Source organism: Bacillus sp. FSL K6-0994, assembly GCF_038630815.1.
Taxonomy (GTDB): domain Bacteria; phylum Bacillota; class Bacilli; order Bacillales; family Bacillaceae; genus Bacillus; species Bacillus safensis.
Genome location: NZ_CP152043.1, coordinates 818,326 through 841,910 on the forward strand (window position 1 = coordinate 818,326; position 23,585 = coordinate 841,910).

At 44.2% G+C, this 23,585-nt stretch carries 20 protein-coding genes, 2 rRNA genes and 1 pseudogene; 18 read left to right on the top strand and 5 right to left on the bottom strand.

Annotation, left to right across the window (positions count from 1 at the left end; all coding sequences use genetic code 11):
* The first annotated feature begins 101 nt into the window (after window positions 1–101).
* Complete coding sequence (locus MHB69_RS04105) at window positions 102–704, top strand: sigma-70 family RNA polymerase sigma factor (protein WP_024425214.1); 603 nt, start codon at window positions 102–104, stop codon at window positions 702–704.
* On the top strand, window positions 652–873 hold the full coding sequence (rsoA, locus tag MHB69_RS04110; RefSeq protein WP_047947016.1) for a sigma-O factor regulator RsoA: 222 nt from the start codon (window positions 652–654) through the stop codon (window positions 871–873). Before MHB69_RS04105 ends, rsoA begins: the two co-directional genes overlap by 53 nt.
* Before the next feature lie 24 nt (window positions 874–897).
* Here rsoA and MHB69_RS04115 read toward each other — a convergent pair whose 3' ends face one another.
* The gene (locus MHB69_RS04115) at window positions 898–1,878 is read right to left on the bottom strand and encodes a metal-dependent hydrolase (RefSeq protein ID WP_342467361.1); all 981 of its coding nucleotides are present in this window, start codon (window positions 1,876–1,878) and stop codon (window positions 898–900) included.
* 191 nt (window positions 1,879–2,069) lie between these two features.
* Between MHB69_RS04115 and mutY the strand changes: the two genes are divergently transcribed.
* Window positions 2,070–3,170 carry an A/G-specific adenine glycosylase gene (gene mutY, locus MHB69_RS04120; RefSeq protein WP_342496034.1) on the top strand — a complete coding sequence of 367 codons (1,101 nt, stop codon included), beginning with the start codon at window positions 2,070–2,072 and terminating at the stop codon, window positions 3,168–3,170.
* Here the strand turns inward: mutY and MHB69_RS04125 are convergent.
* Complete coding sequence (locus MHB69_RS04125; protein ID WP_003217808.1) at window positions 3,157–3,381, bottom strand: hypothetical protein; 225 nt, start codon at window positions 3,379–3,381, stop codon at window positions 3,157–3,159. The genes mutY and MHB69_RS04125 overlap by 14 nt on opposite strands.
* Before the next feature lie 81 nt (window positions 3,382–3,462).
* Between MHB69_RS04125 and fabL the strand changes: the two genes are divergently transcribed.
* The 10 genes and pseudogenes from fabL to MHB69_RS04175 all read left to right on the top strand — a co-directional run bounded on the left by fabL (window position 3,463) and on the right by MHB69_RS04175 (window position 13,010).
* A complete protein-coding gene (gene fabL, locus MHB69_RS04130; RefSeq protein WP_024425211.1) occupies window positions 3,463–4,215 on the top strand; it encodes an enoyl-[acyl-carrier-protein] reductase FabL in 753 nt (250 codons plus the stop codon).
* Between the two features lie 75 nt (window positions 4,216–4,290).
* Window positions 4,291–4,440 (top strand): annotated as a pseudogene (locus tag MHB69_RS04135) (gamma-type small acid-soluble spore protein); the annotation flags it as partial.
* Window positions 4,441–4,615: 175 nt separating this feature from the next.
* On the top strand, window positions 4,616–4,876 hold the full coding sequence (locus tag MHB69_RS04140; protein WP_034284208.1) for a YgaB family protein: 261 nt from the start codon (window positions 4,616–4,618) through the stop codon (window positions 4,874–4,876).
* Window positions 4,877–5,023: 147 nt separating this feature from the next.
* Window positions 5,024–5,554, top strand: coding sequence for a DUF402 domain-containing protein (locus MHB69_RS04145; protein WP_024425209.1), 531 nt, complete (start codon window positions 5,024–5,026; stop codon window positions 5,552–5,554).
* Between the two features lie 95 nt (window positions 5,555–5,649).
* Window positions 5,650–7,392, top strand: coding sequence for an ABC transporter ATP-binding protein (locus tag MHB69_RS04150; RefSeq protein WP_101676725.1), 1,743 nt, complete (start codon window positions 5,650–5,652; stop codon window positions 7,390–7,392).
* Between the two features lie 111 nt (window positions 7,393–7,503).
* Window positions 7,504–8,526 (top strand): ABC transporter ATP-binding protein, encoded by a 1,023-nt coding sequence (locus MHB69_RS04155; RefSeq protein ID WP_342496035.1) that lies wholly within the window; start codon window positions 7,504–7,506, stop codon window positions 8,524–8,526.
* The gene (locus MHB69_RS04160) at window positions 8,495–9,472 is read left to right on the top strand and encodes an ABC transporter ATP-binding protein (RefSeq protein WP_342496036.1); all 978 of its coding nucleotides are present in this window, start codon (window positions 8,495–8,497) and stop codon (window positions 9,470–9,472) included. The genes MHB69_RS04155 and MHB69_RS04160 overlap by 32 nt, the downstream gene beginning before the upstream one ends.
* Entirely contained in the window at window positions 9,447–11,033 is a 1,587-nt protein-coding gene (locus tag MHB69_RS04165) for an ABC transporter substrate-binding protein (RefSeq protein WP_061110602.1), read from the top strand. Before MHB69_RS04160 ends, MHB69_RS04165 begins: the two co-directional genes overlap by 26 nt.
* A gap of 61 nt (window positions 11,034–11,094) precedes the next feature.
* Window positions 11,095–12,096 (top strand): ABC transporter permease, encoded by a 1,002-nt coding sequence (locus MHB69_RS04170; protein WP_070326863.1) that lies wholly within the window; start codon window positions 11,095–11,097, stop codon window positions 12,094–12,096.
* Window positions 12,097–12,113: 17 nt separating this feature from the next.
* The gene (locus tag MHB69_RS04175; RefSeq protein ID WP_101676728.1) at window positions 12,114–13,010 is read left to right on the top strand and encodes an ABC transporter permease; all 897 of its coding nucleotides are present in this window, start codon (window positions 12,114–12,116) and stop codon (window positions 13,008–13,010) included.
* 228 nt (window positions 13,011–13,238) lie between these two features.
* On the opposite strand, the gene MHB69_RS04180 is transcribed toward MHB69_RS04175, so the two are convergent.
* Both MHB69_RS04180 and MHB69_RS04185 read right to left on the bottom strand, forming a co-directional pair.
* Window positions 13,239–14,312 (bottom strand): aromatic acid exporter family protein, encoded by a 1,074-nt coding sequence (locus tag MHB69_RS04180; protein WP_034284217.1) that lies wholly within the window; start codon window positions 14,310–14,312, stop codon window positions 13,239–13,241.
* A gap of 247 nt (window positions 14,313–14,559) precedes the next feature.
* On the bottom strand, window positions 14,560–15,855 hold the full coding sequence (locus tag MHB69_RS04185) for a glutamate-1-semialdehyde 2,1-aminomutase (protein ID WP_034284215.1): 1,296 nt from the start codon (window positions 15,853–15,855) through the stop codon (window positions 14,560–14,562).
* 129 nt (window positions 15,856–15,984) lie between these two features.
* Here MHB69_RS04185 and bcp point away from each other — a divergent pair, with 129 nt between their 5' ends.
* Both bcp and perR read left to right on the top strand, forming a co-directional pair.
* Complete coding sequence (gene bcp, locus MHB69_RS04190) at window positions 15,985–16,452, top strand: thioredoxin-dependent thiol peroxidase (protein ID WP_024425791.1); 468 nt, start codon at window positions 15,985–15,987, stop codon at window positions 16,450–16,452.
* 157 nt (window positions 16,453–16,609) lie between these two features.
* Window positions 16,610–17,047, top strand: coding sequence for a peroxide-responsive transcriptional repressor PerR (gene perR, locus MHB69_RS04195; protein WP_012009347.1), 438 nt, complete (start codon window positions 16,610–16,612; stop codon window positions 17,045–17,047).
* Between the two features lie 35 nt (window positions 17,048–17,082).
* Here perR and MHB69_RS04200 read toward each other — a convergent pair whose 3' ends face one another.
* Window positions 17,083–17,430, bottom strand: coding sequence for a YgzB family protein (locus MHB69_RS04200; protein WP_024425201.1), 348 nt, complete (start codon window positions 17,428–17,430; stop codon window positions 17,083–17,085).
* 189 nt (window positions 17,431–17,619) lie between these two features.
* Here MHB69_RS04200 and MHB69_RS04205 point away from each other — a divergent pair, with 189 nt between their 5' ends.
* The 3 genes from MHB69_RS04205 (at window position 17,620) to MHB69_RS04215 (ending at window position 23,476) form a co-directional block, all read left to right on the top strand.
* Window positions 17,620–18,498 (top strand): nucleotidyltransferase-like protein, encoded by an 879-nt coding sequence (locus MHB69_RS04205; protein ID WP_024425790.1) that lies wholly within the window; start codon window positions 17,620–17,622, stop codon window positions 18,496–18,498.
* A 316-nt stretch (window positions 18,499–18,814) separates the two neighbouring features.
* Window positions 18,815–20,363 (top strand): 16S ribosomal RNA (locus MHB69_RS04210).
* Window positions 20,364–20,545: 182 nt separating this feature from the next.
* Window positions 20,546–23,476, top strand: a 23S ribosomal RNA gene (locus tag MHB69_RS04215).
* The 16S and 23S rRNA genes sit together here, the layout of an rRNA operon.
* Window positions 23,477–23,585 lie beyond the last annotated feature (109 nt).

Genomic DNA, 23,585 nt, shown 5'->3' on the forward strand with positions numbered 1-23,585 from the left:
AGAGGGGGATAAAATGAACCATTAGACCCGTTTCACGAAGTTTACTTTTTTTAACTTTTGTCCACTTAATGCTAGTAGAGGGAACAAAGGGGAGGATGCACATGGATTATCGGCTGTTATTGAAAGCAAAATGGAAGGAAATCATTGATCACCCGCTCATTCAGCAGTTTTTAAGCAACCCGAAAAACGAGCAGCTGCTCCGGCAAGTTATGGAAGAGCCAAACGAGGAAAATGCCAAAAAACTAGATTCCGAGTTCAAACAGTTCTATCAGAAAATCCGCATCATCAAGTATATCTCCACAATGATACGCATCTTTTCAGTCGACTTTGACAAACGAGTAAAAAAGAAGCAGCAGCGTTTTCCGCTCATACTCGATCATCCTGATACGCAAGAAGTGAAAGACCCTGTTCAAACAGATACGTATGAAGCCGTGCTCTTCAACCAGCAAGACCTAGGGGAGCATCTGCAAGATCAAACATTGTACAAGGCCTACCAGCAGCTCACAGACAAACAAAAAATGGTCCTAACCCAAATCTATGTCGAAGGCCAAACAATGAAGGAAATAGCCGATCAGTTAGGCGAAACAAGACAAAACATCTCAAACATTCACAAAAAAGCGCTCAACAAACTAAAAGAAGAAACAGGGGGAGATGTCCGTGCAAGAAGACAAAATGACCAATGGAGAAATGGAAGAACTCATTGAAACCTTCACACCCATGATCAAAAAGAAACTACAAAACACGGCATATCAAGAAAGAGAAGACCTCGAACAAGAACTCTATATCAAACTCATCGAAAAAGTAGACTGGCTGATTTATCAAGAAGGACCTGGCTTTTGGGAGTTTATTGTGGAATATATGACGAAGTTGTAAGAGTGAAGCACAAAAAAGACTCGCTCACACAGAGCCGAGTCTTAATTTTTTTTGCAGTTTTTCTTCACTGAAAATCCAGCCGGTATAGGAATTTTTGATTTTGTGGTCCATGTCGATATGGCAGATCGCGACAAAAGGATAATGACCTTTGCTGCGGTAGCGCAAATCAATGAACCGCACCTCGTAATGATCCTTGTATTTATCCACTTCCCACCGGTAGACAGGGGAGAAGGAGAGAAAGGCTGAAATGTTTTCATCTTGTTTGGCAATTTTCATAATTTCAGTATCAGGGACCGGCACCCGGTTAAAGGTGTCTAAAATGACAACCTCTCCATTCATACTGCGCCCAACATGGAAAGAGGATTTACATTTCACGGCAATGCGCCATTGTCTGAACTTCATTGTAGGCGAAATGATAATCTCTTCAATTTCATCGAATCGTGCACGCAGCTGACGTTTAATCTGAAGCTGCATGATGACCCTGACGATATAGTAACAGAAAATCACGGCATACAGCGTAATAAACGTATAGCCGGGATGTCCGCCAATCGCCCAAACGACAATGGCGACAAGGTGTGTAAAAAAGATAAACGGATCAAACGTATTAATGATCCCAAGAGCTACCCATTTCTTTGAAAATGGACGAATGGCCTGTGTGCCGTATGCATTAAATATATCTACAAACACATGAAGTACAACGGCTAATAGTGTCCATAACCAAAGGTGAAGTAAATTCGCCCCCGGCACAAATGGGAAAATCACAGCCGGAATCAGCAATGACCAGAACAGTACAGCCGGAATGGAATGTGTAAATCCTCGGTGATTTCTTATATAAACCGCATTATTTTTTAGTTTTAGCACAGTATCAATGTCTGGTGCTTGGGAGCCGGCGATTGTCGCGATCATCACGGCGTGTGCCATGTGTGGATCTGCGCTGACGGCTGGATCTAAAAGTGCAAGTCCCCCAAGAGAAATGCCCATTACTACATGAGTACCAGTGTCCAATTGATTACCTCCTAGTTGTCATGCTTAGGAACAATCATACAAAGTATACGTCTCCAATCAAGACTATGTGCAAAATCACTTTTGCTTTATCCCGATTTAATGTAACATGTTAACGTATCTACAAACAGTATACAACAAATAAGGTTCTATTCAGAACGTTAGCCCTCGGTCCAATGAGAAGGAGTATAGATATGAAAGACATTCAAGAAAAGCTGGACCGCAAAGATATTGCGGGATTTCAGCATGATTTAATTGATTGGTATGAAAAAGAACAACGAACACTGCCGTGGCGTGAAAATCAAGATCCATACCGCGTCTGGGTATCAGAAGTCATGCTCCAGCAAACGAGAGTAGATACGGTCATTCCGTATTTCAACCGGTTTATGGAGCAATTTCCGACGGTGAAGGATCTCGCTTTAGCTGATGAAGAAAAGGTCATGAAAGCATGGGAAGGTCTTGGCTACTACTCTCGAGTGCGTAATTTACAGGCAGCTGTGAAAGAAGTATATGAATCCTACGGTGGCGTGGTGCCTGATACGAAAGAGCAATTTTCAAAGCTCAAAGGTGTAGGCCCATATACGAGCGGCGCAGTGCTGAGTATTGCCTATAACAAGCCGTATCCTGCGGTAGACGGCAACGTGATGAGGGTCATTTCTCGTATTTTGTCCATATGGGATGATATTGCAAAACCAAAAACGAGAAACATTTTCGAATTTGCGGTCGATCAGCTCATTTCCCGGGAAAAGCCGTCAGAATTTAATCAAGGGCTGATGGAGCTTGGTGCGCTCATTTGTACCCCAACATCCCCTGCCTGCCTCATTTGCCCTGTGAACATGCATTGCTCGGCACTTGAGGAAGGCGTTCAGCATGAGCTCCCAGTGAAAAGCAAAAAGAAAAAGCCGACTGCAAAATCAATGGCAGCAGCGGTGTTATTTGATGACGCAGGCAACCTATATATTCATAAGCGGCCAAGTACAGGCCTCCTTGCGAATTTATGGGAATTCCCTAATATGGAAACCATGAAGGGAAGAAAAACGGAAAAAGAGCAGCTGATTGATTTCTTAAAAGAGGAGGCAGGTGTACAAGCGGAGCTTGGTGATTTAGAAGGCACCATTCAGCATGTATTTACCCACCTCATCTGGAATATTTCTGTTTTCTTTGGACGAGTTACCTCTATATCTGATGACACGATGCTGAAGAAAGTCACAACAGAAGAATTTGATGCGTATGCTTTGCCAGTCTCACACCAAAAAATTTGGAAGATGGCACTTGAGCAGCCTAGTCGTATTTAACTGTTGTACCGTGAGTATAATCTGCTTCATTTCGGTGCAGACCCCCGCGGTCTTCGATTTCAGAAATGATTTCTCGATACTTAGATTGCCCTTCTTCGTTCAAATAAGGTAAAATTTGTTGGAAAGCATGATGAAAGTAAGCAAGCTCAGTATCTTTCCATTGATCCTTGGACATCATGCCAAGCTGGCTTAAATCGCGTCCGACATACATGAATGTAACCTCCTAATAGGAATTTTCCTATTAGTGTGAAGCGAATGGACGAAAACTATTCAAATCAGGAGATGAACCATAATGAGTCAACGTAAATGTGCATTAATTACAGGAAGCAGCAGAGGAGTCGGGAAAGAAGTAGCCCTTCGCCTCGCTGAAAAAGGATATGACATTGTCATTAACTATGCAAGAAGCAAAAAAGCAGCACTTGAAACAGCTGAAGAAATTGAAGCGATGGGTGTTAAAACATTAGTTGTCAAAGCCAACGTTGGTCAGCCAGAGAAAATCAAAGACATGTTCCAGCAAATTGACGAAACGTTTGGCCGTTTAGACGTATTTGTGAACAATGCGGCATCTGGCGTTCAGCGCCCAATCATGGACCTTGAAGAAAATCATTGGGACTGGACAATGAATATCAATGCGAAAGCCTTGTTATTCTGCGGACAAGAAGCAGCGAAACTAATGGAGAAAAACGGCGGCGGACATATCGTCAGCATTAGCTCACTAGGCTCTATTCGCTATCTTGAAAATTACACAGTAGTCGGCGTATCAAAAGCAGCACTAGAAGCTTTGACACGTTACCTTTCTGTTGAGCTGTCACAAAAAAATATCGTTGTCAATGCTGTATCAGGCGGCGCAATCGATACCGATGCACTTAAGCACTTCCCGAACCGTGAAGAGCTTTTAGAAGATGCGAAGAAAAACACACCTGCCGGCCGAATGGTGGAAATTAAAGACATGGTCGACAGCGTGGAATTCCTTGTATCAGGCAAAGCAGACATGATTAGAGGCCAGACGATTATTGTGGATGGCGGACGTTCTTTGCTTGTTTAAAAAAATCATGAATAGGATCTGCACCTTCTGCACAAATTAATGTGCGTGGAGGTGATAATGATGGATCAACAACAAAACAAAACAAACGCGCAACAAGTGAAGAAACAAAACCAAGCTTCTGCACAAGGCGGTCAATTTGGTACTGAATTTGCTAGTGAGACTGACGTACAGCAAGTAAAAAAATACAACCAAAAAGCTGAGCAAAACAAACAACAAAACAGCTAATCACTGAAACAAAGGAAAGCACTTCATATACGAATGAAGTGCTTTTCTTTTTTGCCTCTCATCACCATCCGACAAAACCTGTAAAACCTCTACATAAACAGTCAAAGGATTTCTTCTTTCTTTCAAGAAATGGTATACAGACAAAAAGTGGATTCGATGAAAAGGGAGGAGTTAGATGTCTGATTTCGATCAGCTTGTAAAAGAACAAATGCAGCTCATGGATCAGCTGCTCGATGTGCAGGGAGAACTCGATCTATGCTTAGAAACAGAAAAACAATTGCAGCAGGATGAAAAAAAAGAAGAGTGGCATAGGCTTTGTGATCAGATCAAACAGAAACGTGAGGAACTGCAAAAAGTGCAAACCTTATTTACAAAACAGACAGAAGAGGTCATTAACTCATATAAACAGATGGAAAAGAGTTCTAGCGTGATGTAAGTCAGTGTGCCGTTCAATTGGGTTGAATGGCTTTTTCATTTCATTTTTTAATGATGTAACGGTATAATATAATAGAGACATGTTTAGTTGGGAAATTAGGTCTTTGGACTGTTAGGTTTGTTTGTTATAGAAAGTAGGGGAGAAAATATGGGCTATCCCAAGGAAGGAGAAACCATCCAAATTCAAAGCTATAAACATAATGGCTTGATCCACAGGATTTGGAATGAAACCACCATTCTGAAAGCAACGGAATTGTGTATCATTGGTGCAAACGACCGTACAATGGTGACTGAATCCGACGGCCGTACTTGGATGACGAGAGAACCGGCTATTTGCTATTTCCATGCAAAACAATGGTTTAATGTAATTGGGATGCTTAGAGATGATGGGGTATATTATTACTGCAACATCAGCTCTCCTTTTGCGACAGATGATGAGGCAATTAAGTATATTGATTACGATTTAGACGTCAAAGTCTTTCCAGACATGACGTACAATATTTTGGATGAGGACGAATATGCAGATCATAAGAGGCAGATGAATTATCCAAAAGAAATCGATAGTATCTTAAGAGAGCATCTGAATACATTACTGCATTGGATTCACCAGCGGAAAGGTCCGTTTGCTCCTGAATTTGTGGATATGTGGTATGAACGTTTTTTACATTATACAAAATAAGCAAGAGCATCAAAAAACCTGTTTGGCTTTTTAGGCTAACAGGTTTTTGACTGCGTACGGATAAGAGGCACTGATAGATTGGGAAGGAGATTTACATGGGGGTCATTAAACGCTACATGGCTTTTGTAACACCGTATAAAAAACAGATTGCATTGACAATGGTCATCGGAATGATTAAGTTCTCGATTCCCTTAACCTTGCCTCTGCTTTTAAAGTATGTCATTGATGATGTCATTCAAGGCTCGGGGTCAGCTGAAGAAAAGACATCAACTCTACTGATCATAATGGGAATCATGCTCGTATTATTTTTAGTGTTGAGGCCGCCTGTTGAATACTATAGACAATACTACGCTCAGTGGACAGGCAGTAAGGTATTATTTGATATTCGGGAAAAACTGTTCTCGCATATTCAAAAGCTAAGTCTTCGTTATTATGCCAACACGAGAACAGGAGAAATTATTTCAAGAGTGATCAACGATGTGGAGCAGACAAAGGAATTTGTCATCACAGGGCTCATGAACATTTGGCTGGATATGATGACTGTACTGATCGTGATCGCTATTATGTGTACACTGGATCTGAAGCTCACCATCGTGTCTGTCATTATTTTTCCGCTATACGCGTTTGCAGTAAAGTATTTTTACGGACGGCTTCGCAAGCTGACAAAAGAGCGGTCACAGGCGCTGGCTGAAGTGCAAGGGCACCTGCATGAGCGGGTACAAGGAATGCCGGTCATTCGCAGCTTTGCGATTGAAGAATATGAACAAGAGAATTTTCATGATGAAAACAAAAATTTCTTAAACAAAGCAATCAACCATACGAATTGGAACGCCAAAACATTTGCCGTCGTCAATACCATCACTGACATTGCACCGCTGTTAATCATTGCATTTGCTGGCTACACTGTGATTAATGGATCGCTTTCGATTGGGACCATGATCGCCTTTGTCGGCTATATTGACCGGATGTACAATCCGATTCGCCGTCTCATTAACTCATCCACGACGTTAACCCAGTCCGTTGCATCAATGGATCGGATCTTTGAGTTTATTGATGAGCCATATGAGGTCACAGACCGGCCGAATGCAAAAGAAGCCAATCATTTAAAAGGAGAGGTAGAGTTTAAAAATGTGTCGTTTCGTTATGAACACACGCAGGAAGAGATTCTGCACAATATCTCCTTGAAAGTAGAAAAAGGACAAACGGTTGCGCTTGTAGGAATGAGCGGTGGAGGGAAGTCGACACTCGTCAGCTTAATTCCAAGGTTTTATGATGTCACAAACGGGTCACTTGAAATTGACGGCATTGATATAAAAGAGTACAAAGCAAGAAGTCTTCGAAATCAAGTCGGAATGGTGCTGCAGGATACATTCCTATTCAGTGACACGATTAAAGAAAATATTGCGGTTGGTGACCCTGAAGCACCTTTTGAAAAAATCGTGTCGGCTGCAAAAGCGGCAAATGCGCATGATTTTATTATGTCTCTTCCTGAAGGATATGACACGAAAGTAGGAGAACGGGGCGTGAAGCTGTCAGGCGGACAAAAACAGCGGATTTCCATTGCAAGGGTATTTCTTAAAAATCCACCGCTTTTGATTTTAGATGAAGCGACGTCTGCACTTGATTTAGAAAGTGAGCATTACATTCAAGAAGCGATGCAAAAGCTGGCGAAGGATCGCACAACCTTTATTGTCGCACACCGATTATCAACCATTACACATGCTGACCAAATTGTGGTCATGGAACAAGGCGAAATTGTGGAAAAAGGAACACACGAAGAATTAATGAACCAAGACAGCCACTATCGTCATTTATTTACCATTCAAACATTAAATTAGTAGAAGCCTATCCGATTCTAGCGGATAGGCTTTTTTATGTTGTCAAAAACATGACATATTTCCCAGCTTGTCTCAATACAATTTTAAAAAGTATGACGGGGTGGTGAATATGTGAAAGAACAAGACGTGCTGCTAGATGTCAAACAGCTGTCCATTGCGTTTCAGCAGAAAAAGCAAAAAGTGCCCATCGTCCATCACATATCTTTCTCGATTCAAAAAGGGGAAACGTTAGGGATTGTGGGTGAATCTGGCTGCGGGAAAAGTATCACAAGCATGTCATTAATGGGTCTGAATCAGCAAACTGATACAACGGGCGAGGTTCATTTCGAAGGGCAAAATCTGCTGTCACTTTCAGAGAAACAGTGGCGAGAGATAAGAGGAAATGACATTTCGATGATTTTCCAAGAGCCTATGACATCTCTGAACCCATTAATGACCATCGGCAAACAAATGACGGAAGCCCTTTTCACACATCAAGCAATCGGTCAGAAAGAAGCAAAAGCGAAGGCGGTTGATCTTCTTCAAACAGTTGGGTTGAAGCAAGCGGAATCGTTACTTAAAAAATATCCACACGAATTATCAGGCGGCATGCGCCAGCGAGTCATGATTGCAATGGCAATGCTTTGTCACCCAAAGCTTATGATCGCTGATGAACCGACAACTGCACTTGATGTGACCATTCAAGCGCAAATCCTTCGTCTGCTCAAAAAGCTGAACGAAGAGATGGACACTGCTATTTTATTTATTACCCATGATCTAGGCGTCGTGCGGCAAATATGCCAGCGAGTCATGATTATGTATGCCGGTCGAATTGTAGAAGAAGGAACCGTTGACCGTATTTTTCAAAAACCTCTGCATCCCTACACGAAAGGTCTTTTCGCCTCAGTCCCGTCGTTTAAAGAGAAAAAAGAAAAACTCATCTCTATTGCAGGTCATGTGCCTAAGCCAGGGGCCATCCGGTCCGGCTGTCAATTTGCACCACGCTGCCCATACCAAATGCCGCAATGTCTTGAAAAAGATCCAGCCTTACAATCCATTGAACAGAATCACCGCGTGGCATGTTTTCTAATGGAAGGAGGAGAAGACACTGACTCACCCACTCTTGCAAGTGAATCAGCTGACAAAACGGTATGACACAGCCGCTTTTTTTTCTAAACATAAACAATCGACTTTGGCTTTAAATCAAGTGTCCTTTCACGTGAAGGAAGGAGAAACGCTTGGCATTGTTGGTGAATCAGGCTGCGGGAAATCAACACTTGGCAAAAGCCTAATGAGATTGACTGAACCGACGTCAGGCTCTATTCAATTAAAAGGGCAGGAGATCACCCTTCTAAAAGAACGAGACATGCGTTCCTTAAGAAAAGACATTCAAATGATCTTTCAAGATCCATATGCTTCTTTAAATCCAAGAATGAAAATCAAAGATATTTTAGAGGAACCGCTGATTGTCCATCAGCATGGGACGAAAGCAGAAAGACGGAAACGGGTAAAAGAGATGCTGCACATTGTTGGATTTGATCCTTCCTACGGAGAACGTTATGCGCATCAATTCAGCGGCGGGCAAAGGCAGCGTATCGGTATTGCTAGAGCACTTATTACGCACCCAAGTCTTGTCATTGCCGATGAACCAGTTTCGGCTTTGGATGTATCCGTTCAAGCGCAAATTTTGAATTTGATGCTTGAATTGCAAAAGACGCTTTCTCTGACGTATCTGTTTATTTCTCACGACCTTGGGGTTGTCAGATATATGAGCGACCGGATCGCCGTCATGTATGCTGGGCGCATTGTCGAGATGGGGCCTGCCGAAGATGTGTTTCACAGCCCGCTTCATCCTTATACGTCGCTGCTTCTGAAATCCATTCCACATATGGATCACGTACTAGAGGCGCAAGATGTGGCAGCAGAAGAGACCACAATGACGGAACGCGGCAGCTGTCCTTTCTACAAAAGGTGTCCAAAAAGATGGGAGAAATGCCTGAAAGCAGTTCCTGCTTTGTATGAGGAGGCACCGGGGCACGCAGCCGCGTGTTATTTATATCAAAAGGAGGAACACAATGAAGAAGACATGGTTATTCAGTAGTTTCATTTTTGTGCTGGCACTGGCGCTCTTTTTAGGGGGATGCTCATCTTCACCGACATCAGAAGAAAAGGCAACAAAAGATACCCTCGTATTTGGCAGAGGAGGAGATTCCACTTCACTAGATCCAATCACAACAACAGAAGGCGAAACCTTCAAGGTCACAGAGAATATATTTGAAAAGCTCTTGAATTACGGTGAGAAAGACACGACCATCCATCCTGGCCTCGCAACAGAATGGGATGTTGCAAAGGACGGAAAGTCATACACGTTCTACTTAAGAAAAGGTGTGAAATTCCACGATGGCACAGACTTTAACGCAGAAGCAGTGAAATTCAATTTTGAGCGCTGGATGAATGGAGACGCAGAAAAGTTTCCTTACTATGGTATGTTTGGCGGCTATAAAAAAGATAAAGGGCATGTCATTAAAGACATCATCGTCAAAGGCGAGCATGAAATTGAATTTCAGCTAAAGCGCCCGCAGGCGACATTCCTCAAAAACATTGCTATGTCACCATTTGGCATCGCAAGTCCAGCGGCTGTTGAAAAAAGCGGCGATTCATTTAGAGAAAATCCAGTGGGGACAGGACCATTCAAGTTTAAAGAGTGGAAGCAAAACGACCGTATCGTGTTAGAAAAAAACGAGGATTATTGGCAGAAGGATAAGCCAAAGCTGAATCAAATCATCTTCCGCTCCATTCCAGAAAACTCTGCTCGTTTAAATGCCCTTAAAACAGGCGAGATCGACTTAATGGATGGCGTGAATCCGTCAGATTTAGATGGCATTAAAACCGACAAAGCACTCCAGCTCATTGAAAGACCATCGATGAACGTAGGCTATATCGGACTGACTGTCACAAGAAAGCCGCTTGATAACAAGCTCGTTCGTCAGGCACTCAATTATGCGGTCGATAAAGAATCGATTATTGAGTCATTTTATGGCGGACTTGCTGAGCCAGCAAAAAATCCATTGCCGCCAGCTTTAGAAGGCTACAATGACGACATTGAGCCATATCCGTATGATCCAGAAAAAGCGAAAGAACTATTAAAACAAGCGGGCTTCCCTGACGGCTTTCGCATCAAGCTTTGGGCAATGCCTGTACCGCGTCCATACATGCCAGATGGAATGAAGGTAGCAGAAGTCATTCAGTCAAATTTTGAAAAGGTCGGCGTCAAAGCAGAAATTGTGACATATGACTGGGCAACCTACTTAGATAAAGCAAGTAAAGGGGAAGCAGATGTGTTCTTATTAGGCTGGACAGGGGACAATGGCGATCCTGATAATTTCATCTACACTCTGCTGGACAAAGACAGCATTGGCGGTAACAACTATACATTCTTCGAAAATGATAAAATGCATGACATTTTAATTGAAGCGCAAACAGACACAGATCAAAAGAAACGAAATGAGCTGTATAAAAAAGCGCAGGAAATCATTCATGACGAAGCGCCTTGGATTCCATTGGTGCATTCGATTCCAATGCTTGCCGCTTCTAATGATTTAAAAGGCTATCAGCCGCATCCAACTGGTTCAGAAGCTTTAACTGACGTGTATTTCGAATAAGCAAATAAGGGAGATCTTGTATCTCCCTTATTCAAACAAAGAAAAAGGCGGTGAAAGCTGTTTGTTTGCTTATTGTATGAAGCGGGCAGGAATGCTCATCCCAGTACTCATCGGAATGACATTGGTCGTGTTTTCAATTATTCGTTTTATACCTGGAAATCCAGCGCAGGTCATCTTAGGACAGCGGGCAACGAAAGAGGCAGTAGAACAATTAACGATCCAGCTCGGTTTAGATCAGCCATGGTACGTTCAATACGGTCATTATATGCTTGGCCTTTTAAAAGGGGATTTAGGAACTTCCATTCGAACAGGAGCGGCTATTGCCCAGGAAATGAAGCCTTACTTATTTGCGACGTTAGAATTGACCTTTTTTGCCATGGTGCTGGCGATTGTTGTGGGAGTGAATGCCGGAATCATTAGTGCTTGGTTTAAGCATTCTTTCTTTGATTATGCCGCGATGTTTATTGCACTCATCGGAGTGTCCATGCCAATTTTCTGGTTAGGTTTAATGGGGCAGTGGCTGTTCTCGATCGAATTAGGTATTTTGCCGACAACAGGCCGAGAAGATGTAAGGAATCCAGTCGAGTCGATCACGTATATTCATACACTGGACACGCTTTTGCAAGGCCGGTTTGATCAATTCACTGACAGCATCAAGCATTTGATCTTACCAAGTACAGCACTCGCCACAATTCCTGCTGCGATTATTGCGAGAATTACAAGGGCAAGTATGCTGGAAGTGCTTCATTCAGACTTTATTCGAACAGCAAAAGCAAAAGGAGTACGTTCATTTTTTATCATTTATCAGCATGGCCTGAAAAATGCGCTCATTCCGATCTTGACGATTATTGGTCTTCAAACGGGCCTCTTGCTTGGTGGAGCGATTTTAACAGAAACCATTTTTGCTTGGCCGGGAATCGGCCGGTATATATATGACGCCATCAGTTATCGTGATTACCCAGTCATTCAAACAGGTATTCTTGTCGTTGCGCTTATATTTGTCCTGATCAATTTCATTGTGGACATCTTGTATGCGGTCATTGATCCAAGGATTAAATATTAGGGAGGGAGAGTGACAATATGGAAGCACAAAAAGAGCTTGAACCACCTCAGACAAAAGATGAACGCTCTCAATCATTGATTCTTGAATCAATGAAGCAGTTCTTTCAGCACAAGCTGGCGGTCATTGGCAGTGTGATTGTCTTTTTATTTCTGATCCTAGCGATCTTTGCACCGCTCATTGCTCCTTATGGAATCAATGAGCAATCACTTGGTGAGCGATTTAGTGCCCCTTCAGCTGCGCACTGGTTTGGTACGGATGATTTCGGCAGAGATATATTTTCAAGAGTTGTGCATGGAGCACGGATTTCCTTATGGGTCGGTTTCTTCTCGGTTCTCGGGTCTGTCATTTTAGGCACACTGCTTGGATTGATAGCAGGCTATGGCGGAAGAGTGCTAGATGCTGTGATCTCCAGACTGTTTGATATTTTACTCGCTTTTCCTAGCATTCTATTAGCGATTGCTATTGTCTCCATCCTAGGCCCCTCCTTACAAAATGCCCTTATTGCCATTGCGATTATTAATGTCCCAACCTTTGGACGGCTCGTTCGTTCAAAAGTGCTGAGTATTAAACAAGAAGAATACGTTCTGGCAGCAAAGGCGGTTGGGATGTCAAACCGCCGCATCGTACTGCGTCACATCCTGCCAAATAGTATGGTGCCAGTCATCGTACAGGCAACGCTAGCAATCGGAACGGCAATTATTGAGGCAGCGGCTTTAGGCTTTTTAGGTTTGGGTGCACAGGCGCCAAGTCCAGAATGGGGGAAAATGCTCGCCGATGCGAGACCTTATCTCATTCAAGCCCCTTGGACATTATTCTTCCCAGGAATAGCGATCATGCTGACGGTTCTAGGCTTTAATCTGATGGGGGATGGATTAAGAGACACGCTGGATCCGAAAATGAAGAAAATAAAATAAGACCGATTCTCAGAATCGGTCTCAGCGCGCAGGCAAACCCTCGCATTCGGTGTCAGTCCTGCGTGCCGGTGCTCACGAATACTCAATTCGCTCCGCTCCGGTACTCGTTCTTCCTAGACTGCAAAGGTTTTCAGGTTACGCTGAAAAGAAGACAAAGAGCTAAAATCAAGATCATTTTAGCTCTTTGTCAACAATTTAAGACCGATTCTAGGAATCGGTCTTTTCTGTTTATGCTTCTTTTTCTTCTGTCTCAATTTCACTATCTTTTGGGTGATACGTCTGGAAGCTTGTAATCAATGTATCTAAATGCTCTAATTCATCACGGTATTCGATGATGCTGGACATGACATTCAGCATGTTGTAATCGAGTAAGTCGTTTTCTTGGTTTTGCTGATGCTGAATAAATGATTTCGTTAACGTCTCAAGGCGAAGAGAGCATTCATTTTGAAATTCATCATCCTGCGGCTTCATTTTTCCGACGAATTTCATCAATGTGCGCTCATGCCAATACAGTAAATAATCAATCTCATCCGTTAAGCTTTCCCTGAAATGCTCTGGCATTAAATGAATTTCATTTTCTAATTTATGAAGCTTTTTCAGCAAATACAGAGCGCGATTCGATGTCATAATGGCCTGCCTGAACAAAACAAGCTTTCTTGATTTGACATACGTGGTTTTCTTTAAATAGCTTCGTTCTTCTTTGTATAGCAAGTAAATATGATCTAATTTGATCATGCGTTCTTTTATTTGATCGATGTCATCCTTTAATGTGGAATGATCAGTAGACTGTCTGGAGCTCAGACGGATCCATTTTAAAATCTCCTCCGTATTTTCCATAATGTGATGAACAAGTTTTGTTTCATATTTTGGCGGCAGGAAGATTAAATTCACTAAAAATGAAGAAAGAACTCCTAACACCACAGTAGCTGTTCGGATTAGGGCAAAGGAAAGGAAATGATCCCCTGCACTTTCTAAAATCGCGATGACGGTTACAAGTGCAATCGGAATCGTGTGTTCAATCTTCAGCTTTAAATTAATGGCGATGACCATGACGGCGGTTAAACCGATAATGACTGGTCCTGTGCCAAAAAGCAGACCGAACGTAATGGCAAGCGCTGCTCCAATAATATTGGCTTGCACTTGATCAACAATGGTTAAAAAAGATCGATAAATAGATGGCTGGATAGCAAATACAGCTGCAATTCCCGCGAAGACGGGCGTTGGCAACCCAAGCCATGTTGCCAGGTAAAGCGCGAGTACAATGGCAATACCAGTTTTTAAAATACGGGCTCCAAGTTTCATTGGTTTTGTCCCTGCATTCCTTTCTTTTCGATAATAGATGATCACTCGTCATTTATCATTCATATTTTGATGAAACAACTAAGTAATATACAGCGGTCTTCCGAAATATTCAAGTGATTTTTGAAAGTTCATGAAAACATCAAAAGAAGGTATTGAGAAGAAATGTAACAGATTCGCACGCTTTTGACAAACAAGAGCTGGTAAATAAAAAAACAGGCGCATGTTTTTACGCCTGTTTGGGACTTCATTATGATTGTTTCAGCTGTGCAAATGCATGATCTACTGCTTGCAGCGTCTCAGAAATATCTTTTTCAGTATGTGCGATCGTTAAGAACCAAGCTTCATATTTAGAAGGAGCGAGGTTAATGCCTTGCGCGAGCATTAATTTGAAGAAACGGGCAAACATTTCGCCATCCGTATTTTCAGCCTGCTCGTAGTTCACAATCGTTTCTGTTGTGAAATAAATTGTGAGCGCTCCTTTTAAGCGATTCACTGTAATATCTACTTGATGCTTTTTGGCATGGGCTAAAATGCCTTCCTCTAACATAGCGCCTAGCTGATCAAGACGCTCGTAAACGCCGTCTTCTTTTAACAATTCCAAGCAGGCAATACCTGAAAGAATGGATGCAGGGTTTCCTGCCATTGTGCCAGCTTGATAGGCTGGTCCAAGCGGGGCAACTTGTTCCATAATTTCTTTTTTACCGCCGTAAGCGCCGATAGGAAGTCCGCCGCCAATAATTTTTCCTAATGCAGTGAGGTCAGGTTTTACTTGAAGCAAATCCTGTGCACCGCCATACATAAAGCGGAAAGCGGTAATGACTTCATCATAAATCACCAGTGCGCCTTTTTCATGTGTGAGGTCATTGACCTGCTGCAGGAAACCGTCCTTAGGTTCTACGATGCCAAAGTTCCCGACAATTGGTTCGACAAGGACAGCTGCTATTTCATCTCCCCAGCGATCTAATGCTTCTTTATAGCTGTCAATATCATTAAATGGAACGGTAATGACTTCATTGGCGATACTCTTTGGTACGCCCGCGGAATCGGGTGTTCCTAAAGTGGAAGGACCAGAGCCTGCAGCCACTAGCACAAGATCAGAGTGGCCGTGATAGCATCCGGCAAACTTAATGATTTTTGTTCTGCCTGTATATGCGCGAGCCACTCGAATTGTTGTCATCACCGCTTCTGTACCTGAATTGACAAAACGAACTTTGTCTAAAGCAGGCATGGCTTCCTTCAGCATTTTAGCAAAAGTGACTTCATGCTTCGTTGGTGTTCCGTAAAGGACACCTGTTTCAGCCGCTTTCGTGATGGCTTTTGTAATATGCGGGTGGGCGTGTCCTGTAATAATTGGACCGTATGCTGCCAGATAATCGATATAGCGGTTTCCGTCAACATCCCAAAAATAAGCGCCTTCTCCTCTTTCCATCGCAACGGGTGAACCGCCGCCTACTGCCTTATATGAACGAGACGGGCTGTTGACACCCCCAACAATGTGCTCCAGCGCCTCTTGATGTAATTTTTCTGATTCTGTGAATTTCATAAATAGCCTCCTATCTCAACGTATCACGTCGTCTATCATTATTTTAACATGCCGATGCAAGCGTCCTTAGTTGAATATCCTCTCAAAATTGGATAGGCTAATTAAAAAATAGGTTGGAGGGATTGTGTCATGACAATCGAAGTAGGGCAGCAAGTACCTGACATTGAATTAACCGGTGACAATGGGGAGAAAGTAAAGCTTTCTGATTTTAAAGGAAAACATATTGTTCTTTATTTCTATCCAAAAGATATGACACCAGGCTGTACAACAGAAGCATGTGATTTCCGCGACCGCCATCAAAGCTTTGCAGAATTAGATGCTGTCATTATCGGCGTAAGCCCAGACAGTCAGGACAAGCACCAAAAGTTTAAAGAAAAACATGATTTGCCTTTTCTTCTTCTTGTAGACGATGAACAGAAATTGTCTGAAGCCTTTGGGGTATGGAAGCTGAAAAAGAACTTTGGAAAAGAATATATGGGAATCGAGCGTTCAACGTTTCTGATTAATAAAGAAGGCACGCTTGTGAAAGAATGGCGAAAAGTAAAGGTAAAAGACCACGTAGAGGAAGCGCTTGAGGAATTGAAAGCTCACGCTTAATATCCTCACAGGATGAGATCGGCAGTCATGCCGGTCTTTTTTGTAAAGAAGAATAGGTAAAAAAGAGGATTGTAATTGACAAAGTTTCGGCTCTGGGGGTACACTATTTATAAAGATTATAATATAAGAATATTTTTGAAGAGAGGTGCATGATGAAATGGCTGCTCACGAACTAAAAGACGCTTTAGATGCTCTAAAAGAAACCGGTGTTCGAATTACCCCGCAGCGCCATGCCATCTTGGAGTTTCTCGTAAATTCTATGACACACCCAACCGCGGACGATATATATAAAGCACTTGAAGGAAAATTTCCAAATATGAGTGTCGCAACGGTTTACAACAATTTACGAGTCTTCCGGGAATCTGGATTAGTAAAGGAATTAACGTATGGTGATTCCTCAAGCCGATTTGATTTTGCGACATCTGACCACTACCATGCGATTTGTGAAAACTGCGGAAAAATCGTAGATTTTCACTATCCTGGCCTTGATGAAGTTGAACAGCTTGCATCCCATGTGACAGGCTTTAAAGTCAGTCATCATCGCTTGGAGATCTATGGAACTTGTCAAGAATGTGCGAAAAAAGAAAATCATTAATGAAAAAGCTGACCGTTTAAAAGGTCAGCTTATTTTTATGACTTTTTTCGATTGTAGGATTCATCAAACTCTTTACCTTCTAATGCTGGATCAAGTGTAAGCGGCTCCCTGCAATGCATGCACATGTCAACCCGCCCAAGCACTTTTGTTTCCTTCTCACAGCCTGGACAAACGACACGTACTGCCTTCGTAGAAAGCATACCAATCCAAAAGTAAACGGCTGTACTTAATCCAATCGATAAGACGCCAAGCAGCATAAAGAAAGTCGACAGCCAAATCGATTCCTTGAAGAACACACCGATATACATGATCAGAAAGCCAACAAAAACCAAACTAAGTGCAAATGTTCTGATTTTATTAATCTTACTGGAGTATTTCGCCATCCCTAGTCCCCCTTATCTCCAATATAGCACATTTTACCTTTCCGTTTGAATTAGTTATAGAGTTTTGTGAATAAATTGCTTATAATGATTCAATGATCTTTTTTCATGTATTGAAGGAATTTTGATTCTATGAGGAGAAATACATAGCATTAGAGAAGAACCTTACACCCGAGTATTGGAGGAATCACTATGGAAAATCTTCTCCGTCCTATTTATCAAGAGAGAGCAAGCCATCCAGACACATTAGCTGTGATTATAGTAGAAAGAAGACATAAAGTATCTTCTGAGACGGATAACTTTGATGCAGCACTTTTGGTCATCGTAAAAGAAGCGGAAGAGCCTTTATTTATCAAGCACTATGAATCCGATCACCAAACAGCTTCTTTAAATGTTGTCACAGACGATCAACTGAAGGAATGGATTACCCTCGGCACTAACCGCCGAATCATCGATTGGATTTTGAATGGAAAAGTCCTGTTTGATCGAAATGAATATATCTTCAACTTAATTGATGAACTAAGTACATTCCCGTTTTCAAACCGCAAGCTCAAAATCGGTTTAGAATATGGCAAGCTCATTCGCAGATATATAGAAGGAAAAGCATTTTTTGAGTCAAATCAATTCCTTGATGCATATAATTCCATTGTGCATGCCCTGCATCACCTAGCACGTATTGAAGTAATTGATAAAGGCTTCCACCCAGAAGTGACCGTTTGGAACCAAGTGCGTCATATGGAACCTGAAGTATACAAACTTTACTCAGAACTGATTGAAAGCCATGAAAGTCTGCATAAACGTTTGGAACTTTTATTTTTAGCAAATGATTTTTTGATCCATTCAAAAGCAGAAATTGGTGCCGCTCATTTGCGTCATGTCATGGAACAGAAGGATATATGGCTTTTTGGTGAGCTTCTTGCACACCCAGATCTAAAGTATTTCACGCCTGACCTTAGTGTTATGATTGATTTCTTTGTGGAAAAAGGAATTGTTCAAGTGGAGCCGATTGAGACAAAGGGACAAAAAATCTATCATCGAGGATATTTTGTGAAAAAAGATATTGACGCATGAATATTATGATGGTATATTATTAAACGTCGCTAATGAGCAACTGAGTTGCTTTGAAAGAAAAGCTGACAAAAAGAAATTCTAAAAAACGCTTGACGCACACGGCGCTCAAATGTTATATTAAGAAAGTCGCCTCTGAGAGACGACGAAGATGATCTTTGAAAACTAAACAAGACAAAACGTACCTGTTAATTCGAGTTTTTATAAAAAAATCCTATGATACTTCATAGGTAGTCAGTCAAACTGGCGAGGCAGGAAGTGATCACATGCTAAGTTCGCTACATCGTGTAGCAGCGCATGTGTGATATGCATCCTGCATACCTCGGAGAGTTTGATCCTGGCTCAGGACGAACGCTGGCGGCGTGCCTAATACATGCAAGTCGAGCGGACAGAAGGGAGCTTGCTCCCGGATGTTAGCGGCGGACGGGTGAGTAACACGTGGGTAACCTGCCTGTAAGACTGGGATAACTCCGGGAAACCGGAGCTAATACCGGATAGTTCCTTGAACCGCATGGTTCAAGGATGAAAGACGGTTTCGGCTGTCACTTACAGATGGACCCGCGGCGCATTAGCTAGTTGGTGGGGTAATGGCTCACCAAGGCGACGATGCGTAGCCGACCTGAGAGGGTGATCGGCCACACTGGGACTGAGACACGGCCCAGACTCCTACGGGAGGCAGCAGTAGGGAATCTTCCGCAATGGACGAAAGTCTGACGGAGCAACGCCGCGTGAGTGATGAAGGTTTTCGGATCGTAAAGCTCTGTTGTTAGGGAAGAACAAGTGCGAGAGTAACTGCTCGCACCTTGACGGTACCTAACCAGAAAGCCACGGCTAACTACGTGCCAGCAGCCGCGGTAATACGTAGGTGGCAAGCGTTGTCCGGAATTATTGGGCGTAAAGGGCTCGCAGGCGGTTTCTTAAGTCTGATGTGAAAGCCCCCGGCTCAACCGGGGAGGGTCATTGGAAACTGGGAAACTTGAGTGCAGAAGAGGAGAGTGGAATTCCACGTGTAGCGGTGAAATGCGTAGAGATGTGGAGGAACACCAGTGGCGAAGGCGACTCTCTGGTCTGTAACTGACGCTGAGGAGCGAAAGCGTGGGGAGCGAACAGGATTAGATACCCTGGTAGTCCACGCCGTAAACGATGAGTGCTAAGTGTTAGGGGGTTTCCGCCCCTTAGTGCTGCAGCTAACGCATTAAGCACTCCGCCTGGGGAGTACGGTCGCAAGACTGAAACTCAAAGGAATTGACGGGGGCCCGCACAAGCGGTGGAGCATGTGGTTTAATTCGAAGCAACGCGAAGAACCTTACCAGGTCTTGACATCCTCTGACAACCCTAGAGATAGGGCTTTCCCTTCGGGGACAGAGTGACAGGTGGTGCATGGTTGTCGTCAGCTCGTGTCGTGAGATGTTGGGTTAAGTCCCGCAACGAGCGCAACCCTTGATCTTAGTTGCCAGCATTCAGTTGGGCACTCTAAGGTGACTGCCGGTGACAAACCGGAGGAAGGTGGGGATGACGTCAAATCATCATGCCCCTTATGACCTGGGCTACACACGTGCTACAATGGACAGAACAAAGGGCTGCAAGACCGCAAGGTTTAGCCAATCCCATAAATCTGTTCTCAGTTCGGATCGCAGTCTGCAACTCGACTGCGTGAAGCTGGAATCGCTAGTAATCGCGGATCAGCATGCCGCGGTGAATACGTTCCCGGGCCTTGTACACACCGCCCGTCACACCACGAGAGTTTGCAACACCCGAAGTCGGTGAGGTAACCTTTATGGAGCCAGCCGCCGAAGGTGGGGCAGATGATTGGGGTGAAGTCGTAACAAGGTAGCCGTATCGGAAGGTGCGGCTGGATCACCTCCTTTCTAAGGATATATGGAGCAGCGTACGTTTTCGTCTTGTTTAGTTTTGAAGGATCATTCCTTCAAAACATGTCTCTAGCGAGACAGGATTGTTCTTTGAAAACTAGATAACAATAAGTAATACATTCACATTGAATGCAATGCAAAGTTCATCACACATAGTGATTCTTTCTAAAGTAAGAAATGGTTAAGTTAGAAAGGGCGCACGGTGGATGCCTTGGCACTAGGAGCCGATGAAGGACGGGACGAACACCGATATGCTTCGGGGAGCTGTAAGCAAGCTTTGATCCGGAGATTTCCGAATGGGGAAACCCACTGCTCGTAATGGAGTAGTATCCATACTTGAATACATAGAGTATGAGAAGGCATACCCGGGGAACTGAAACATCTAAGTACCCGGAGGAAGAGAAAGCAAATGCGATTCCCTGAGTAGCGGCGAGCGAAACGGGAACAGCCCAAACCAAGAGGCTTGCCTCTTGGGGTTGTAGGACACTCTATACGGAGTTACAAAGGAATGATATAAGCGAAGAGGTCTGGAAAGGCCCGCCAAAGAAGGTAACAGCCCTGTAACTGAAATGTCGTTCTCTCCAGAGTGGATCCTGAGTACGGCGGAACACGTGAAATTCCGTCGGAATCCGGGAGGACCATCTCCCAAGGCTAAATACTCCCTAGTGACCGATAGTGAACCAGTACCGTGAGGGAAAGGTGAAAAGCACCCCGGAAGGGGAGTGAAATAGATCCTGAAACCGTGTGCCTACAAGTAGTCAGAGCCCGTTAACGGGTGATGGCGTGCCTTTTGTAGAATGAACCGGCGAGTTACGATCCCGTGCAAGGTTAAGCAGAAGATGCGGAGCCGCAGCGAAAGCGAGTCTGAATAGGGCGCATGAGTACGTGGTCGTAGACCCGAAACCAGGTGATCTACCCATGTCCAGGGTGAAGTTCAGGTAACACTGAATGGAGGCCCGAACCCACGCACGTTGAAAAGTGCGGGGATGAGGTGTGGGTAGGGGTGAAATGCCAATCGAACCTGGAGATAGCTGGTTCTCTCCGAAATAGCTTTAGGGCTAGCCTCAAGGTAAGAGTCTCGGAGGTAGAGCACTGATTGGACTAGGGGCCCCTACCGGGTTACCGAATTCAGTCAAACTCCGAATGCCGATGACTTATCCTTGGGAGTCAGACTGCGAGTGATAAGATCCGTAGTCGAAAGGGAAACAGCCCAGACCGCCAGCTAAGGTCCCAAAGTATACGTTAAGTGGAAAAGGATGTGGAGTTGCTTAGACAACCAGGATGTTGGCTTAGAAGCAGCCACCATTTAAAGAGTGCGTAATAGCTCACTGGTCGAGTGACTCTGCGCCGAAAATGTACCGGGGCTAAACGTATCACCGAAGCTGCGGACTGTTCTTACGAACAGTGGTAGGAGAGCGTTCTAAGGGCTGTGAAGCCAGACCGGAAGGACTGGTGGAGCGCTTAGAAGTGAGAATGCCGGTATGAGTAGCGAAAGACGGGTGAGAATCCCGTCCACCGAATGCCTAAGGTTTCCTGAGGAAGGCTCGTCCGCTCAGGGTTAGTCGGGACCTAAGCCGAGGCCGAAAGGCGTAGGCGATGGACAACAGGTTGATATTCCTGTACCACCTCCTCACCATTTGAGCAATGGGGGGACGCAGGAGGATAGGGTAAGCGCGGTATTGGATATCCGCGTCCAAGCAGTTAGGCTGGGAAATAGGCAAATCCGTTTCCCGTAAAGGCTGAGCTGTGATGGCGAGCGAAATTTAGTAGCGAAGTTCCTGATTCCACACTGCCAAGAAAAGCCTCTAGCGAGGTGAGAGGTGCCCGTACCGCAAACCGACACAGGTAGGCGAGGAGAGAATCCTAAGGTGATCGAGAGAACTCTCGTTAAGGAACTCGGCAAAATGACCCCGTAACTTCGGGAGAAGGGGTGCTTCTTAGGGTGTTAAAGCCCCGAGAAGCCGCAGTGAATAGGCCCAGGCGACTGTTTAGCAAAAACACAGGTCTCTGCGAAGCCGTAAGGCGAAGTATAGGGGCTGACGCCTGCCCGGTGCTGGAAGGTTAAGAGGAGCGCTTAGCGTAAGCGAAGGTGCGAATTGAAGCCCCAGTAAACGGCGGCCGTAACTATAACGGTCCTAAGGTAGCGAAATTCCTTGTCGGGTAAGTTCCGACCCGCACGAAAGGCGCAACGATCTGGGCACTGTCTCAACGAGAGACTCGGTGAAATTATAGTACCTGTGAAGATGCAGGTTACCCGCGACAGGACGGAAAGACCCCGTGGAGCTTTACTGCAGCCTGATATTGAATGTTGGTACAGCTTGTACAGGATAGGTAGGAGCCTTGGAAACCGGAGCGCTAGCTTCGGTGGAGGCATCGGTGGGATACTACCCTGGCTGTATTGACCTTCTAACCCGCTGCCCTTATCGGGCAGGGAGACAGTGTCAGGTGGGCAGTTTGACTGGGGCGGTCGCCTCCTAAAATGTAACGGAGGCGCCCAAAGGTTCCCTCAGAATGGTTGGAAATCATTCGCAGAGTGTAAAGGCACAAGGGAGCTTGACTGCGAGACCTACAAGTCGAGCAGGGACGAAAGTCGGGCTTAGTGATCCGGTGGTTCCGCATGGAAGGGCCATCGCTCAACGGATAAAAGCTACCCCGGGGATAACAGGCTTATCTCCCCCAAGAGTCCACATCGACGGGGAGGTTTGGCACCTCGATGTCGGCTCATCGCATCCTGGGGCTGTAGTCGGTCCCAAGGGTTGGGCTGTTCGCCCATTAAAGCGGTACGCGAGCTGGGTTCAGAACGTCGTGAGACAGTTCGGTCCCTATCCGTCGCGGGCGCAGGAAATTTGAGAGGAGCTGTCCTTAGTACGAGAGGACCGGGATGGACGCACCGCTGGTGTACCAGTTGTTCTGCCAAGGGCATCGCTGGGTAGCTATGTGCGGACGGGATAAGTGCTGAAAGCATCTAAGCATGAAGCCCCCCTCAAGATGAGATTTCCCATTCCGCAAGGAAGTAAGATCCCTGAAAGATGATCAGGTTGATAGGTCTGAGGTGGAAGCGTGGTGACACGTGGAGCTGACAGATACTAATAGATCGAGGACTTAACCTATATTCTAATGTGAAGCATGAACATTGTTATCTAGTTTTGAGAGAACATTTTTAAAATATCTCTTGATTTATTTTGAATACATAGTATAATATCTTTTGTCACTAAATTG

Coding starts and splice junctions, on each gene's coding strand:
- MHB69_RS04105 (WP_024425214.1), top strand. CDS start 102: ATGGATTATCGGCTGTTATTGAAAGCAAAATGGAAGGAAATCATTGAT.
- rsoA (WP_047947016.1), top strand. CDS start 652: ATGTCCGTGCAAGAAGACAAAATGACCAATGGAGAAATGGAAGAACTC.
- mutY (WP_342496034.1), top strand. CDS start 2,070: ATGAAAGACATTCAAGAAAAGCTGGACCGCAAAGATATTGCGGGATTT.
- MHB69_RS04125 (WP_003217808.1), bottom strand. CDS start 3,381: ATGTATGTCGGACGCGATTTAAGCCAGCTTGGCATGATGTCCAAGGAT.
- fabL (WP_024425211.1), top strand. CDS start 3,463: ATGAGTCAACGTAAATGTGCATTAATTACAGGAAGCAGCAGAGGAGTC.
- MHB69_RS04140 (WP_034284208.1), top strand. CDS start 4,616: ATGTCTGATTTCGATCAGCTTGTAAAAGAACAAATGCAGCTCATGGAT.
- MHB69_RS04145 (WP_024425209.1), top strand. CDS start 5,024: ATGGGCTATCCCAAGGAAGGAGAAACCATCCAAATTCAAAGCTATAAA.
- MHB69_RS04150 (WP_101676725.1), top strand. CDS start 5,650: ATGGGGGTCATTAAACGCTACATGGCTTTTGTAACACCGTATAAAAAA.
- MHB69_RS04165 (WP_061110602.1), top strand. CDS start 9,447: ATGAAGAAGACATGGTTATTCAGTAGTTTCATTTTTGTGCTGGCACTG.
- MHB69_RS04175 (WP_101676728.1), top strand. CDS start 12,114: ATGGAAGCACAAAAAGAGCTTGAACCACCTCAGACAAAAGATGAACGC.
- MHB69_RS04180 (WP_034284217.1), bottom strand. CDS start 14,312: ATGAAACTTGGAGCCCGTATTTTAAAAACTGGTATTGCCATTGTACTC.
- MHB69_RS04185 (WP_034284215.1), bottom strand. CDS start 15,855: ATGAAATTCACAGAATCAGAAAAATTACATCAAGAGGCGCTGGAGCAC.
- bcp (WP_024425791.1), top strand. CDS start 15,985: ATGACAATCGAAGTAGGGCAGCAAGTACCTGACATTGAATTAACCGGT.
- perR (WP_012009347.1), top strand. CDS start 16,610: ATGGCTGCTCACGAACTAAAAGACGCTTTAGATGCTCTAAAAGAAACC.
- MHB69_RS04200 (WP_024425201.1), bottom strand. CDS start 17,430: ATGGCGAAATACTCCAGTAAGATTAATAAAATCAGAACATTTGCACTT.
- MHB69_RS04205 (WP_024425790.1), top strand. CDS start 17,620: ATGGAAAATCTTCTCCGTCCTATTTATCAAGAGAGAGCAAGCCATCCA.